Here is a 14001-nt window from a genome sequence, read left to right as displayed (position 1 = left end):
ATGCCTTTTGTAAGGACTACGGGTGCCCAAAAAGCCATCGAGCGAATCGGGAGTCCGAGGCCACACCTTGGCGCTCTCGACCCTGCTTGCTTTCGTCATGCTCCTCACGTTCGCGCCGCCGGCGAGCGCCAACGCGTTCGGATGGTCGTATCTGCATCCGTCAGGGTGCTGCGCGCAGGCCGACAACAAGGACCATTACTACAACTACTCGTCGTTGACCTCGTACATGAAGGTCGCGGGTAACTACGCCATGATCAAGTTGGACTCCCAGACCGACATGGCCACGCACTACGACTCCACCCCTGACAAGCACACCGATGTGGAGATGTTCGACCAGTACTACGACGACTACTGGGGCCTCGACTGGGACGGGTCGAGCACCGGAAAGAACATCTACGCCCACGCCAAGTGCGTGCGGATAATCAGCCCGGGGCTCATCAACGGCTGGTGGAAGTGCGACCAGTACGAGATCCGCTTCGATCTGGCCGACATGAGCCGCTTCTCGGAGAACGAGCGTAAGAAGACGGCCTGCCACGAGGTCGGGCACACCACCGGGCTCGACCACTCCTCCCAGAGCGACTCTTGCATGAAGTCAGGCCGCTCCACCGTGCGCACCTACACCTCGCACGACGTCGCGCACATCAACGGCCGATTCTGAGGACGGAACACATGCCGAAGACGCTCCGATCCCGCACCGCGGGAGTGAGCCTCACCCTGGTCACCGCCCTGGGCCTGCTGGCCGCCGTCGGTGTGGCCGCAGCCCGGTCCAACGACCCCGCTCCTCCGTTCTGGTCCCTGATGCGCTCCAACGTGGGAGAGTCGACGGGCGAGTACCTCTACGACTCGCTGGACGACCTGACGCCGGGTGCGCCGGCCTCCGGTGCCTTCGCCCCCGCGGCGGCAATGCTGGAGGGCACCATCGTCGGCATCGAGCCGGGGATCGCCTTCGGCTCCGACGACGGCGCGGGCACCGCGCCCATCGTCGGCTACGACGATCCCGACGCGGCGGTCCGCTACGCCAGCCTCGTCGTCAGGGTGGACCGTACGCTGTCCGGACAGCTCGGCCTCGGAGTGCAGAACGGTCAGATCCGGCTGCAGGTCGAGCAGCCCAATCACACCCCCCTGGACATCCTGCGTGCTTCCATCGGCAGCGCGGGGCACGGGCTGTTCTACGTGCACAACGCCCTGGAGCGCAGCCAGGCCGAGGGACGGACCGTGCCTCAGGCGCTGGCCGGCTACCTGGCCTCGGTGCACCTGCCGATCGGCGAGGGTGTGTTCGTCGAGCAGGCGCCGGGTGAGCCGGTCATCGCACCGCTCATGGACAACCCGGAGCGGGTGGACCAGATCCTCAACGGCGGTCCGCCGCCCGTGGAGGAGGAACCCGAGCTGGAGACCCCCAGGCCGCCCAAGCCCTCGGACTTCCCGCACGGTGAGGATCCCGGCCAGACGCCGACGACCACTCCAGTCCCGGATCCCACGGACGACCCCGACGCCTCGGTGGTGGACGTCCCCGACCCGGTCACGACGGACACTCCCGGCCACCCGGAGAGCGAGCCCGAGGTCGACACACCGACCCTGGACCGGCTGCTGAACCGCGCGGTGAGCGCGGCCTGAGTGACCGGCACCAACACCGCGCCGGCCACCTGCCGACCCGGCCACTTCGATGAGGTACGGCCCCGCCCCGGTGAACCGGGGCGGGGTCTCATCTCGATCCTTGACCTGTGTCCTCGGATCGCCCCGGCGGTTCAACAGCGTGATGGTCCGGCCTGCAACCAGGTCTGATTCCCGCCAGCGTACCGACCGTTCAGGGCCGAGCATTGATCCATGAGCACCTTCCGTACTTTCGCCATCGATGCCGAGGTCGTCACCGAGTTGCGGGTCCGTGACGACGCCGGGCGCTTGCCCCGCCCGGTCACCGACGCGGAGGGAGGCTCCCCGCTGCGCTGCTGCCTGCGCCACAGTCTCCCCGGTGAGGAGCTCGCCCTGCTCTCGTACGCGCCGCTGCGCCGGTGGGCGGCGCGGACCGGTGGCGACCCCGGCCCGTACGAGGAGGTGGGGCCGGTCTTCGTGCACGCCGAGTCGTGCGAGGGGCCCGAGGGGACGGGCTTCCCGGCCGGTATGGGGGGTGAGCGGCGGGTCTTCCGCGCCTACGACGCCAAGGGCGGCATCCTGGGCGGACGGCTGGTGGAGCACCACATCAGCGGTGACGCCATCGCGTCGGAGGCCATCCTGGCCGAACAGTTCGCCGACCCCGAGGTGGAGCTGGTACATGTACGGGCCGTGGAGTACGGCTGCTTCATGTTCGAGGTGCGCCGCGCCTGACCCCGGCCCCCCGGGATCGCGCGCCCTTCGGCATGACCGGCAGGCCGGCCGGGCGGAGGACCGCCCCGCTCGGCCGGTCAGCGGAAGGCGGAGTGGCCGGTGACCGCCCGGCCGAGGGTGAGGGCGTGGATCTCCTCGGTGCCCTCGTAGGTGGCGACGCTCTCCAGGTTGACCATGTGGCGCATCACCGGGTATTCGAGGGTGATCCCGTTGGCCCCGTGCACGCCGCGCGCGACGGCGGCCACCCGCTGGGCGGCGCGCACGTTGGCGAGCTTGCCGAAGCTGATGTGGGAGTGGTGGGCCCGCCCCTCGTCCTTGAGGCGGCCGATCCGCAGGGCCGTCAGGTTCGCCTGGTTGACGTCCACCAGCATGTCGGCGATCTTCCGCTGGGTGAGCTGGAAGGCGGTGATCGGCCGGCCGAACTGGGTGCGGGTCCGCGCGTAGTCGAGCGCCGCCTCGAAGCAGTCGCGGGCCGCTCCCGCGGCTCCCCACACGATGCCGAAGCGCGCCTCGGACAGGCACGACAGCGGAGCCTTGACGCCCTCGGCGAGGGGGAGCGCCGCCTCGTGCGGGAGCCGTACCCCGTCGAGGACGAGCTCGGAGGTGATCGAGGCGCGCAGCGAGATCTTCCCGTGCAGTGTGGTGGCGGAGAAACCCGCGGTGCCGCGGGGGACGAGGAAGCCGCGGATGCCGTCCTCGGCCCGCGCCCACACGACGGCGACGTCGGCGACCGACCCGTTGGTGATCCACATTTTGGTGCCGTCGAGGACCCAGTCCATCCCGTCCCTGTGGGCCCGGGTACGCATCGAGCCCGGGTCGCTGCCCGAGTCGGGCTCGGTCAGGCCGAAGCAGCCGATGGCCTCACCGGCCGCCAGGCGCGGCAGCCACTCCCGCTTCTGCTCCTCGGAGCCGAACCGGTGGATCGCCGTCATCGCCAGCGAGCCCTGGACGGACACCAGGCTGCGCAGCCCGCTGTCAACGGCCTCCAATTCGCGGCAGGCCAGCCCGTAGCTCACCGCGTTGGTGCCCGCGCAACCGTAGCCCTCCAGGTGCATGCCCAGCACGCCCAGCGTGCCCAGGCCCCTGGCCACCGCGTGCGGGTCGGGGATGGTGCCCGCCTCGAACCAGCCGGCGACGTGCGGCCGGAGTTCGGCGTGGCAGTAGTCGCGCACGGCGTCGCGGATCGCTCGCTCCTCGTCGTTCAGGTCGCGGTCGACTTCCAGGAAATCATGCGGGTTCAACAGGGGGCCTCGCTGACTGGACGGCTTGATGGATGACGCCCGCCTGCCGGAGGAAGGCGATGTGGTCGTCGGTGATGCCGAGTTCGGCCAGCAGTTCGCGGGTGTGCTGGCCAAGAAGCGGCGGGGGAGCGATGTCGCGGTCGGCGGAGACGCTCTCCAGGGTGAATCCGGTGCGGATGAGCTCCAGCGGTCCGGCGGTCGGGTGCTGGAGCCGCAGGGTCACGTCGCCGGCCGTGCGGATCGCGTCCAGGACGCCCCGGATCTTGCCGCAGGGAACTCCGGCCACCTCGAGCCGCGCGATCCACTCGTCCACCGGGCGGGGCGCGAAGACGGCGCCGAGTTCGGCGACCAGCGCGTCGCGGTCGCGGACGCGGCCGTCGTTGGTGCGGAAACGGGCATCGCCCCTCAGGTCGTCGCGTCCGATCGCCGTGCACAGCGCGCGGAACAGCCGGTCGTTGCCCGCGGCGACCACGAAGCGGCCGTCGGCCGCCTCGAACGTCTGGTAAGGCACCACCGTCGGGTGCGCGTTGCCGTAGGCGAGCGCCTCCTCACCTGAGACCAGCGCGCTCTGCGCCACGTTGACCAGACCGGACAGCGCCGATCCCAGGAGCGACACCTCAACCCGCTCGCCCTGTCCCCGGGTCGCCTGGCGGTGCAGGGCGCCCAGGATCGCGACGGCCGCGTTGAGCCCGGCGAGCACGTCGGTGATCGCGATCCCGACCTTGCTCGGGGGCTCGCCGGTGATGTGCATGTAGCCGCTCTCGGCCTGGATCGTCGCGTCGAACCCCGGCCGGTCGCCGCCGGGGAACCCGATGATCGAGCAGTACACGACGCCCGGGTTCGTCTGCCGTACCGCCTCGTATCCGATGCCCAGGCGCTCGGCGACCCCGGGGCGGAAGTTCTCGATGACCACGTCCGCCTCGGCGCACAGCCGCTGGGCGACCTCACGGCCGGCGGGATGCTTGATGTCGAGTGCGAGGCTCCGCTTGCCGCGGTTCACCGCGAGATAGTAGGCGGCCTCGCCGCCCGCGTACGGCGGGCCCCAGGCCCGGGTGTCGTCGCCGTGCTCCGGATGCTCAACCTTGATCACCTCCGCGCCGAGCTCGGCGAGGATCATGGTGGCGTACGGTCCGGCCAGGACCCGGGAGAAGTCGGCGATCCGGATCCCATCGAGCGGACCCGTCATCGTCCCTCCCTCCGGGGGCGGGACGGGGGCGGCTGGACTCATGACCCGAACCGCCGGGCCGCGTCCACCGCGTCGAGCCAGCGGCGGTACCCCTCCGGAGAGATCTCGCGGGGCTCGAAGACCCGGCCGCCGCCTCTCACCTCGGAGATCTCGGCCGGGTCGCGCCACACCCCGCTCGCCAGGCCGGCCAGGAAGGCGGCGCCCAGGCCGGTGGCCTCGGTCGTGTCCGGCCGTACCACCGGCCGCCCCAGGAGATCGGCCTGGATCTGGCAGAGCAGGTCGTTGGACGCGGCTCCGCCGTCCACCGCCAGGTGGGAGACGGGGATGCCCGCCGCGCCGCTGACGGCCTCCACGACGTCGCGGATCTGGTAGGCGATGCCGTCGAGGACGGCACGGGCGAGATGGGCTCCGGTGGTGCCCCGGGTGATGCCCAGCAGGGCGCCCCTGGCCCGCGGATCCCAGTGCGGCGTGCCGATGCCGGTGAGCGCGGGGACGAAGATCAGTCCGTCGCTGTCGGGCACGGACCCGGCCAGCCGCTCGCTCTCGGCGGAGTCACTGATCACGCCCAGCCCGTCACGCAGCCACTGCACCGCGGCTCCGGTGACGAACACCGATCCCTCCACGGCGTACTGGACCGGCTCGCCGGCGAGTTGCCAGGCGACGGTGGACAGCAGTCCCGCGTCGGCGGGGGCGATCTGGTCACCGGTGTTGACCAGCAGGAAGCTGCCCGTGCCGTAGGTGCACTTCATCGCGCCGGGAGTGAACGCGGCGTGACCGAACAGCGCGGCCTGCTGGTCTCCCGCCACTCCGCTGATCGGCAGGTCCAGCCCGAGAAAGTGGTCGGGCGCGGTGCGGCCGACGGGCGCGCTCGAAGGGACGATCTCCGGCAGTGCGGCCGGTGGCACGTCGAAGAGCTCAGTCAGCTCCGCGGACCAGCCGGCCGTGGCGAGATCGAACAGCAGGGTACGGGAGGCGTTGGACGGATCCGTGGCGTGCAGCCGGCCGCCGGTGAGCCGGGCCAGCAGATAGGAGTCGACGGTGCCGATCGCGGTGCGGCCCTCCCGCACACCGGCCCAGACCTCCGGGAGGTTCCCGCGCAGCCAGGCCAGTTTGGTGGCGGAGAAGTAGGGGTCCAGCGGGAGCCCGGTGAGTTCGCGGATCCGCGGCTCGTGCTCCCTGAGCCGGTCGCACTCCCCGGCGGAGCGGCGATCCTGCCAGACGATCGCCCGGGTCGCCGGCCGCAGGGTCGCGCGATCCCACAGCACGACGGTCTCGCGCTGGTTGGTCAGCCCGACACAGGAGACCGGCACGGCCGCCGAGGCGAGCGCGTCCGAGCAGGCCCGCAGCGTGGCGGCCCAGATCTCGTCGGGGTCGTGCTCGACGAGGCCGGGCGCGGGGAAGTGCTGCGGGAACTCCTGGTGGCCGCGGCCCAGGACACGCCCGTCCTGCGCGATCACGAGTGAGGTGACACCGGTGGTCCCGGCGTCGATGGCCAGAACGCTCATGCGGCACCGCTCCATCGGCCGGCGAGGTCGGCGAGCAGGGGGACGAGCTCGGCGTCGGCGGAGGTGTCCAGCGCCGAGCGCGTCACCTCGGCCGCGTGCGTGTAGCTCCCGGCCTGCTCGACGGCCCAGCTCGCGCTACGGCCCAGCGCGCCGGCCAGCAGACGGGCCACGTGGGGTGCGGCGCCCACGCCTCCGTCGGCGGTCTCCAGCCCGGCCCGGCTGCGGCGGCGCAGTACGTCGTCCACGGTCATCGCGGCCTCGTGCCGTGCGGCGTACAGGACCTCGGCCGCCAGCAGTGAGGGCGTGCCCGGTACGGGTTCCAGCAGCTCCGGGTCTCGGCGGCCCATGACCAGCAGGGCCGGATAGTCGGCGCCGTAACGGCGCGCCAGCCGTTCCACCACCGTCACGGGGAGCCCTGCGGCCACGGCGGCGGAGTCGCGGCGCGCCCAGGCCTGGGCGTAGCCGTTGGAGCCGACCAGCCCGAGGTGCTCGGTTACCGACGGGCGGACCTTCGGCAGGCCGCGCACCACCGCGTCGACCGCGTCCTTGGCCATGATCCGGTAGGTGGTCAGCTTGCCGCCGACGACGACCACGACGCCGGGCGCGACCTCCTTCACCACGTGCTCGCGGCTGATGGCCGTGGTGGAGTTCCGGTCGGGCTGGTCCACCAGGGGACGCAGACCGGCGTACACACCGAGCACGTCGTCCTTGGTCAGCGGATCGCTCAGCCACTGGTTGACCTGGTCGAGCAGGTAGCGAACGTCGGCGCCGGTGGGGAGCACCGGCCCGGGGCCGATCTCCCACGGGGTGTCCGTGGTGCCGACGAGCACCACGTCCCCGGTCGGGATGAGGAACAGCACGGAGTGGGGTGTGCGGGCGATCAGCGCGCTGTCGAGCCTCAGCCGCTCGCGTGACACGACCAGGTGCACCCCCTTGGAGGCGCGGACCCCCACCTGCTGGTCGCCGAGCATCTGCTGGGTGAGCCCCGACCAGGGGCCGGTGGCCAGCACCACGCGGCGTGCGCGGACGGTGAACTCCGTACCGGTGAGCAGGTCCTCGCAGGTGGCCACCGTGTGGTCGGAGCGGGAGGCCAGGGCGTTGACCCGGACCCGGGTCAGCACAGTGGCCCCCTCCCGCGCGGCCGTACGGGCGAGCGTGGTGACCAGGCGGGCGTCGTCCACGTGGCCGTCGTCGTAGGCCAGCGCGCCCACGGCGGCGTCACGGCGCAACTGCGGCGCCTCGCGGAGCAGGGCGCGATGGGTCAGGTGCCGGTGCCGGCGGAATCCGTGCCGGTCGCCGATCCCGGCGAGCGCGTCGTAGAGGGTCAGCCCGGCGCCCACGTAGCCGCGTTCCCACACCCGGTGGGTCAGCGGATAGAGAAAGGACATCCGCTGGACGAGGTGTGGCGCCAGGTCCTGCAGCAGGCCGCGCTCGTGCAGCGCCTCCCGGACCAGCCCGAACTCCATCTGCTCCAGGTAGCGTACGCCGCCGTGGAGCAGGCGGCTGGAGTTGCTCGAGGTTCCCGACGCGAGGTCGCCGCCCTCCAGCAGGGCCGTGGTCAGCCCGCGCGAGGCCGCGTCCAGTGCCGCGCCCGCGCCGGTCGCGCCGCCGCCGACCACCAGGACGTCCAGCAGGCCGCCGGTCACCTCGGCCAGGTCACAGTCACGGCGCAGCGGGTCGAGGCGGTCGCCCGCTCCGAAGGGCAGACCGGCCGCGAACGGTTCACGCTCTCGCTCAGAGATCATCATGTTCTGCTCCATTACCAGCGTCGCTGTACTTCCTCGGCCCAGCCGTACAGGTCGTCGACCTTGACCACGGTCCCGTCGTCGGCGACGACGGTGCCGCGGTAGTGACCGAAGGCCTGGTCCTCCCGGCTGCGCATGTAGCGGAGCCGGGTGACATCGGAGGACCGGACGTACTCGGGGACGAACTCCAGGTCGACCCGCTCGCCGGTGATCCGCCAGGGGGCCATCCAGTCGGCGGTGTCGTAGCGCCAGACCAGCTCCTCGCTGATCTTGTGCAGCCTTCCGTCCAGGAGGATCCCGTTCTCGACGCTGCCGGTGCCGTCGGTCCACTTACCGCCGATCTGCACGCCGATCTCGTGGCCGCCGGAGCGCCCGGACGCCGCGCCCCAGTTCCACAGCACGTTGCCGGGCCACCGGCCACGCCCGTGGTCCAGGGTGGCGAGGGTGTCCTCGGCGGACAGGTTGATGCGGCGGCCGTTCACGACCAGCGTGCCCTCGGCGGGGCGTCCGAGATCCTTGACGGTGTACTGGAAGCGGCGGGAGGACCACGGCACGACCACGCCCAGGCTGTCACGGCCCTCGACGCGGTGCACGAGCAGGTCGGCGTCGAACTCGGGGGACCTCACCCGTAGCCGGGTGCCCACGGCCGCCTCGTCCACGGCGATCTTGACCGGGCCCTTCGCGATCCTGACGCTGCCCTCGCCGCTCCGCTCGGAGAATCCGGTGCCCTGGCTCGGCACGAGCAGGCTCCGGCTGAACACGTCCTTCTTCGTGGTGCGGTCCAGGTACCAGACGGACTCACCGGCCAGATAGTCCAGGCTGGAGGCGCTGAAGGAGAAGATGTGCTCGGGACTGGTCAGGCACCAGTAGTCCCAGCGCATCGTACGGCCCCAGCCCCGGATGTTGGACCGGTGCAGCGGGGTACGGCTCCAGCCGACCGCGTCCGGGTTGAGGCGCCCATCCGGACGGCAGAGGTCGACCCGCTCGGTGATCTCGCGCTCGACGATCCGGCGGGAGGTCTCCTTGGTCATCGGCCCAGTCCCACGTTGACGTACTTGTACTCCACGAAATCCTCCACTCCGTGACGGCCGCCCTCGCGGCCGTATCCACTGCCCTTGACCCCGCCGAACGGTCCCTGCGGCGGGGCGAGCGGGGCTCCGTTGACCGAGACGATGCCGAACTGAAGTTCCTCGCAGACGCGCACGATCCGGCCCAGGTCCCGCGTCCACAGGTAGGCGGCCAGGCCGTACGGCGTGGCGTTGGCCCTGGCCACCACGTCGGCGTCCACGCCGGCGTCCATGCCGGCGTCCTCGTCGGCGCCGAAGGTCAGGACCGGGGCGACCGGGCCGAAGGTCTCCTGCCGGCACACGAGCATCTCGTCGGTGACGCCGGTCAGGACGGTGGGCGGGTGCAGCCTTCCGGTTCCCTCCCGGCGGGTCGTCGCCAGCCGGGCGCCGTGCGTGAGCGCGTCCTCGACGTGCTGCCTGACCTTGGCGAGCGCCCGGTCGTCGATCAGCGGGCCCATCGTGACGCCCGGGTCCATGCCGTTGCCCACGGTGATCGCCTCGGCCAGCCTGACGAGCTCGTCGGTGAACTCCGCGGCGACGGACTCGTGGACGTAGATCCGGTTCGGGGAGGTGCAGGCCTGGCCGGCGTTCATGAACTTGGCCCGGGCCACGCCCGCGGCGGCGGCGGTCACGTCGGCGTCGGGGAAGACGAGCACCGGGGCATGGCCGCCGAGCTCGACGCTGAGCCGTTTGACGTCGTCGGCGCTCTGCCGGATCAGCTGCCTGCCGACGGCCGTCGAGCCGGTGAACGAGACCTTCCTGACCCGCGAGTCGGCCATGATCGCCTCGGCGAACTCCCGTGGCCGGGCCGTGGTGACCAGGTTGAAGACCCCCGGCGGGAAACCGGCCTCGGTCAGGCACTCGGCGACCGCGATCGCCGACAGCGGGGTGAGCTCGGAGGGCTTGAGGACCACGGTGCACCCCGCGGCCAGCGCCGGGCCCAGCTTGCGGGTGATCATCGAGACCGGGAAGTTCCAGGGGGTGATCGCCGCGACGACGCCCACCGGTTCCGGCAGCAGCCAGATGCGGGTGTCGGTGCTGGTGGAGGGGATGGTCTCGCCGTACACGCGGCGGGTCTCCTCGGCGGACCACAGGAGGTGGTCGGCTCCCGCGACCACCTCGCCGATCGCCTCCGCCAGCGGTTTGCCCTGCTCGGCGGTCATCACCGCGCCGATCGCCTCGGCCCGGCCGGTCAGCAGCCCGGCGGCCCGGCGCATGATCACGGCGCGCTCGTGCGCGGGCATGGCGCGCCAGCCGGGGAGCGCGGCGGCCGCCGCGTCGCCGGCTTCGGTGGTCAGCCTCCCGTCGCAGTCGGCCGCCTCGGCGACGGTCTCGCCGGTCGCCGGATCGGTGACCGCGAAGCGTTCCGCCGCGTCCCGCCAGCGCCCTCCGACGAGGGCCTGTCCCGTCCTCATCTCTCCTCCTCCATCACTTCGATCAGTGCGGCCAGCGCGGCCATCTCGTGGGCGTACTGCAACTCGCTCGCGCGGCCGATGTCCCCCTCGACGAGCGCGTCCCTTATCGCCACGTGCTCGGCGTGGGATTTCGGCAGCCGCCAGGGGACCAACCGGAAGCCGCGCTGGGCGGTCTCCGTCTTCGACCACAGGCCCACCAGCATCCGGTGCACCAGGCGGGACTTCTCGGTGTCGCAGATCAGCGAGTGGAACCGGCGGTTCAGGGTGGCGAAGGCGGCGACGTCGCCGCCGTCGATGGCGACGAGCGAGGCCTCCAGGACGGCGTCCACCTCCAGCAACCTCGCGCCGCTGAGCGGAGCCGGGTGGAGCTGGAGGGCCAGGGAGGTGAGCGCGGCGCGGATGCCGTACAGCTCTCGCACGTTGTCCACGGTGAACTCGGCGACCACCGCGCCGATGTGCGGGCGCTCGACGAGCCACTCCTCGGACACGAGCTGCTTGATGGCCTCACGTACCGGTGTGTCGCTGACGCCGACGGCCTCGGCCACCACCCTGGTGATGATCTTCGTGCCGGGCTGGGCCTGGCCCGACATGATCATTTGCTTGATGTGGTCGGCCGCGAGATCCGCCTTGGTACGGAACGGCTTCGGCCGGCCGGACGGGGGGAACACCTCTGTCATCGCTGTTGGACACCCCTCAAACCCGTTGGACGGTCAGCGGCTCGATCGCCGCGTGGTCCAGCTCTACACCGAGACCGGGGCGGTCCGGAACGGCTACAACCCCGCTGGAATCGGGCAGCAGTGGTTCGGTGAGCATGACGTGGAAAACCTCCGGAACGATCACCGGAGGATCGTAGGGGTATTCCAGCCAGTCGCAGTTGGGCAGTGAGGCGCAGAGCTGCAGGTTGCCCGCCACCCCGAGTCCGGTGGCCCAGGCGTGCGGGACGACCCGGCGGTGCCTGGCCGCGGCCATCGCGCCGAAGTCGCGCAGCGCCGCGATGTCCTCGCTCTCGTTGGCATCCGGCTGGTAGATGCTGAAGCAGTCATCCTCCAGCAGCCGGACGAGCTGGCCGATGCCCCGGTTGTGCTCGCCGCCGGCGATCGGGATCGGCGAGGCTGCGGTGAGCTCGCACAGTGCGCGGTAGTCGTGGCGGGGGAGTGGCTCCTCCAGCCAGGCGACGCCGAGATCGGCCAGTTCCCTGGCGGTGGTCAGGGCCCGGTCGAAGTCCCACATCATGCGGCCGCCGTCGGGCCGGTAGCGCCAGCGCGCCGCCGCCTGGTTGGCGTCCACCATGATGGCGATCTCCGGGCCCACGGCCTCGCGGACCGCGGCCACCTGGGCGATGTCCTCGGCGATCGTGTCGGCGTGGACGCGCAGCTTCACCCCGGTGAAGCCCTCGGACACCACGCGCAGCGCGTCCTCGGCCCGCTGCTCGGGGGCGCGGACCTCGCCGAAGCTGGCGTAGGCGCGGACCTGGCCGGCATGCCCGCCCCAGAGCTGGTACAGCGGGCGCCCGCAGGCCTTGCCGACGGCGTCCCAGACGGCCACGCTCACCACCCACGGGCGCGGGAAGACGTACTCGGCCACGTAGCGCAGGTGGTTGGCGATGTGACCGGTGGCGAACAGGTCCATCCCGACCAGCCGGGGGCGGATCCATCCCCTGATGGTCTCCAGCAGCAACGGGCCGGTGGCGTGGCCCATGTCGCCGCCCGCCACGCCGACCACGCCCTCGTCGGTCTCGACCTCGACGATCACGGCGGACATGCTGTGGTGGGCGCCCTCGGGGGCCCACGACGGGGCGAAGGGGCGTGGATAGGGCAGTTCAATGAGGCGTGCCCGGACATCTCTGATCCTCATTGCCGCCTCATCCCTTGGTCGCGCCGTCGGCGAGACCCTTGATCAGATACTTCTGCACGGCCAGTGCGAAGATCACCACAGGCAGCACGGTGAGCGTGCCCACGGCGGCCAGCGGGCCCCAGAGCCCGCCCTTCTCGGTGTCGGCCGCGATCCCGGCGATGGCCACCGGGATGGTGACGGCCTTGTCGTTGGTGAGGATCAGGGCGAACAGCAGCTCCTCCCAGGCCAGGATGATGCAGAAGATCAACGTGGAGACCATGCCGGTGAGACTGCACGGCACGATGATCCGGAAGAACGCCCCGATCCGGGAGCAACCGTCGATCATCGCGGCTTCCTCCAGTTCCTTGGGCAGGCTCTTGAAGAACGCGCGCATCAGCCAGACGACGTACGGAACCAGGAAGGTCACGTAGGCGAGGATCACGGTGATGTACTGGTCGGTCAGCCCCAGCTTGCGGGCCACCAGGAACATCGGCACGACCAGTGCGATCGGTGGTACCGCGCGCGAGGCCAGGATGAGGCCGCCCATGACACCCGCGCCGCGCATCCTCATCCTGGACAGCGCGTAGCCGGCCATCGAGCCGGCGACCATCGAGATGATCGCCGCCCCCGTCGCCACGATGATCGTGTTGATCATGCGGGGCAGGATGCGGGCCTGATGGAAGTAGCTGACGTAGTTGTCGAAGGTGATCTCGCTGATCCACTTCGGCGGGATGGTGAAGATGTCCTTGGGCAGCTTGAACGAGATGCTGATCATGAAGATCACGGGATACAGGAAGGCCAGCGTGACCAGGATCGCGGCAGTGATCGTCGCGATCCGTCCCAGGCGGCCCCGGCCGGTCTTCCGGCTCCCGAAGGCGGGGGCGGCGGTGCTCACCATCGGTTCTCCAGACGACGGCTGATGTTGAACAGGAAGTAGGTGAGAACGATCGTGATGATCAGCACTATCGTCGCCATCGAGGAGGCCGAGCCGAACTCCAGGCTGCGGAAGCCCTTCTCGTAGATGTAGAGGTTCACCACGTTGGTGGCGTTGCCCGGGCCCCCCTTGGTCGCGGCGAGCGCGATGTCGAACATCTTCACCGCACCGAGCCACCGGACCACGAAGGCCGCGGCCATCACCGGTACCAGCAGCGGCAGCGTGATGTGCCACAACGTCTGCCAGCGGCCGGCGCCGTCGGACTTGGCCGCCTCGTACACGTCACCCGGCAGGGCCATGATCCCGGCCGCGGCGATGAGGACCACGAACGGCGTCCACCGCCAGGTGTCGATCAGGATCATGCTCACCATGGCGAGGGTCGGGTCGCCGATCCACTCCACCGGGCCGATGCCGACCAGGCCGAGCGTGTAGTTGACCACGCCCCAGAGCGGGTCGAGCAGCATCCGCCAGACACCGCCGGCCACGACCGGGGCGACCACCATGGGGATGAGGAACAGCGCGCGCAGCACGCCGCGGCCCCGCCACTCCACGTTGAGCAGGAAGGCGATGGCGAACCCGAGGATCATCTGCAGCGGCAGCGCGATCACCAGGTAGATCCCGGTGACCTTGAGCGACTCCAGGAAGCCCGGGTCCTTCAGCGGTGTCACCTGCCCCCAGAGCGAACGGCGCACCGGACGGGGAACGCGGGCGGGCTCCCGCGATGTCAGGAGGTCCGGGCGAGGAAGTCCCGGT

13 protein-coding genes are annotated in these 14001 nt (G+C 70.9%); 3 read left to right on the top strand and 10 right to left on the bottom strand.

Annotation, left to right across the window (positions count from 1 at the left end; genetic code table 11):
* The first annotated feature begins 97 nt into the window (after positions 1–97).
* From ABZ260_RS15280 to ABZ260_RS15270, 3 genes are all read left to right on the top strand, one after another.
* A complete protein-coding gene (locus ABZ260_RS15280) occupies positions 98–658 on the top strand; it encodes a matrixin family metalloprotease (protein WP_355617134.1) in 561 nt (186 codons plus the stop codon).
* Between the two features lie 11 nt (positions 659–669).
* Complete coding sequence (locus tag ABZ260_RS15275) at positions 670–1614, top strand: hypothetical protein (RefSeq protein ID WP_355617132.1); 945 nt, start codon at positions 670–672, stop codon at positions 1612–1614.
* A gap of 210 nt (positions 1615–1824) precedes the next feature.
* Entirely contained in the window at positions 1825–2322 is a 498-nt protein-coding gene (locus ABZ260_RS15270; RefSeq protein ID WP_355617130.1) for a DUF1203 domain-containing protein, read from the top strand.
* A 77-nt stretch (positions 2323–2399) separates the two neighbouring features.
* Here the strand turns inward: ABZ260_RS15270 and ABZ260_RS15265 are convergent, their stop codons facing one another.
* From ABZ260_RS15265 to ABZ260_RS15220, 10 genes are all read right to left on the bottom strand, one after another.
* Positions 2400–3563 carry an acyl-CoA dehydrogenase family protein gene (locus tag ABZ260_RS15265; protein ID WP_355617128.1) on the bottom strand — a complete coding sequence of 388 codons (1164 nt, stop codon included), beginning with the start codon at positions 3561–3563 and terminating at the stop codon, positions 2400–2402.
* A complete protein-coding gene (locus tag ABZ260_RS15260) occupies positions 3550–4749 on the bottom strand; it encodes a CoA transferase (protein ID WP_355617126.1) in 1200 nt (399 codons plus the stop codon). Before ABZ260_RS15260 ends, ABZ260_RS15265 begins: the two co-directional genes overlap by 14 nt.
* A gap of 38 nt (positions 4750–4787) precedes the next feature.
* Complete coding sequence (locus ABZ260_RS15255) at positions 4788–6254, bottom strand: glycerol kinase (protein WP_355617124.1); 1467 nt, start codon at positions 6252–6254, stop codon at positions 4788–4790.
* Entirely contained in the window at positions 6251–8002 is a 1752-nt protein-coding gene (locus tag ABZ260_RS15250; protein ID WP_355617122.1) for a glycerol-3-phosphate dehydrogenase/oxidase, read from the bottom strand. The genes ABZ260_RS15255 and ABZ260_RS15250 overlap by 4 nt, the downstream gene beginning before the upstream one ends.
* An 11-nt stretch (positions 8003–8013) precedes the next feature.
* A complete protein-coding gene (locus tag ABZ260_RS15245) occupies positions 8014–9030 on the bottom strand; it encodes a DUF2804 domain-containing protein (protein ID WP_355617120.1) in 1017 nt (338 codons plus the stop codon).
* On the bottom strand, positions 9027–10481 hold the full coding sequence (locus ABZ260_RS15240) for an NAD-dependent succinate-semialdehyde dehydrogenase (protein ID WP_355617118.1): 1455 nt from the start codon (positions 10479–10481) through the stop codon (positions 9027–9029). The genes ABZ260_RS15245 and ABZ260_RS15240 overlap by 4 nt, the downstream gene beginning before the upstream one ends.
* The gene (locus ABZ260_RS15235) at positions 10478–11158 is read right to left on the bottom strand and encodes a GntR family transcriptional regulator (RefSeq protein WP_355551765.1); all 681 of its coding nucleotides are present in this window, start codon (positions 11156–11158) and stop codon (positions 10478–10480) included. The genes ABZ260_RS15240 and ABZ260_RS15235 overlap by 4 nt, the downstream gene beginning before the upstream one ends.
* A 16-nt stretch (positions 11159–11174) precedes the next feature.
* On the bottom strand, positions 11175–12335 hold the full coding sequence (locus tag ABZ260_RS15230) for a mandelate racemase/muconate lactonizing enzyme family protein (RefSeq protein ID WP_355617116.1): 1161 nt from the start codon (positions 12333–12335) through the stop codon (positions 11175–11177).
* Positions 12336–12342: 7 nt separating this feature from the next.
* Positions 12343–13212 carry a carbohydrate ABC transporter permease gene (locus ABZ260_RS15225; protein ID WP_355617114.1) on the bottom strand — a complete coding sequence of 290 codons (870 nt, stop codon included), beginning with the start codon at positions 13210–13212 and terminating at the stop codon, positions 12343–12345.
* Positions 13206–14001 (bottom strand): sugar ABC transporter permease (locus tag ABZ260_RS15220; RefSeq protein ID WP_355617112.1); only part of this gene is annotated, 796 nt, incomplete at its 5' end. The genes ABZ260_RS15225 and ABZ260_RS15220, both read right to left, overlap by 7 nt.

The sequence above is a fragment of the Streptosporangium sp. NPDC006013 genome, from assembly GCF_040614275.1.
Classification (GTDB): domain Bacteria; phylum Actinomycetota; class Actinomycetes; order Streptosporangiales; family Streptosporangiaceae; genus Streptosporangium.
This window is presented reverse-complemented; position numbering and strand designations above follow the sequence as displayed.

What these genes read in the sequence shown, in the direction of transcription:
- ABZ260_RS15250 (WP_355617122.1), bottom strand. Translation starts at nt 8,002, where the DNA reads ATGATGATCTCTGAGCGAGAGCGTGAACCGTTCGCGGCCGGTCTGCCC.
- ABZ260_RS15235 (WP_355551765.1), bottom strand. Translation starts at nt 11,158, where the DNA reads ATGACAGAGGTGTTCCCCCCGTCCGGCCGGCCGAAGCCGTTCCGTACC.
- ABZ260_RS15255 (WP_355617124.1), bottom strand. Translation starts at nt 6,254, where the DNA reads ATGAGCGTTCTGGCCATCGACGCCGGGACCACCGGTGTCACCTCACTC.
- ABZ260_RS15260 (WP_355617126.1), bottom strand. Translation starts at nt 4,749, where the DNA reads ATGACGGGTCCGCTCGATGGGATCCGGATCGCCGACTTCTCCCGGGTC.
- ABZ260_RS15280 (WP_355617134.1), top strand. Translation starts at nt 98, where the DNA reads ATGCTCCTCACGTTCGCGCCGCCGGCGAGCGCCAACGCGTTCGGATGG.
- ABZ260_RS15230 (WP_355617116.1), bottom strand. Translation starts at nt 12,335, where the DNA reads ATGAGGATCAGAGATGTCCGGGCACGCCTCATTGAACTGCCCTATCCA.
- ABZ260_RS15240 (WP_355617118.1), bottom strand. Translation starts at nt 10,481, where the DNA reads ATGAGGACGGGACAGGCCCTCGTCGGAGGGCGCTGGCGGGACGCGGCG.
- ABZ260_RS15275 (WP_355617132.1), top strand. Translation starts at nt 670, where the DNA reads ATGCCGAAGACGCTCCGATCCCGCACCGCGGGAGTGAGCCTCACCCTG.
- ABZ260_RS15245 (WP_355617120.1), bottom strand. Translation starts at nt 9,030, where the DNA reads ATGACCAAGGAGACCTCCCGCCGGATCGTCGAGCGCGAGATCACCGAG.
- ABZ260_RS15270 (WP_355617130.1), top strand. Translation starts at nt 1,825, where the DNA reads ATGAGCACCTTCCGTACTTTCGCCATCGATGCCGAGGTCGTCACCGAG.
- ABZ260_RS15225 (WP_355617114.1), bottom strand. Translation starts at nt 13,212, where the DNA reads ATGGTGAGCACCGCCGCCCCCGCCTTCGGGAGCCGGAAGACCGGCCGG.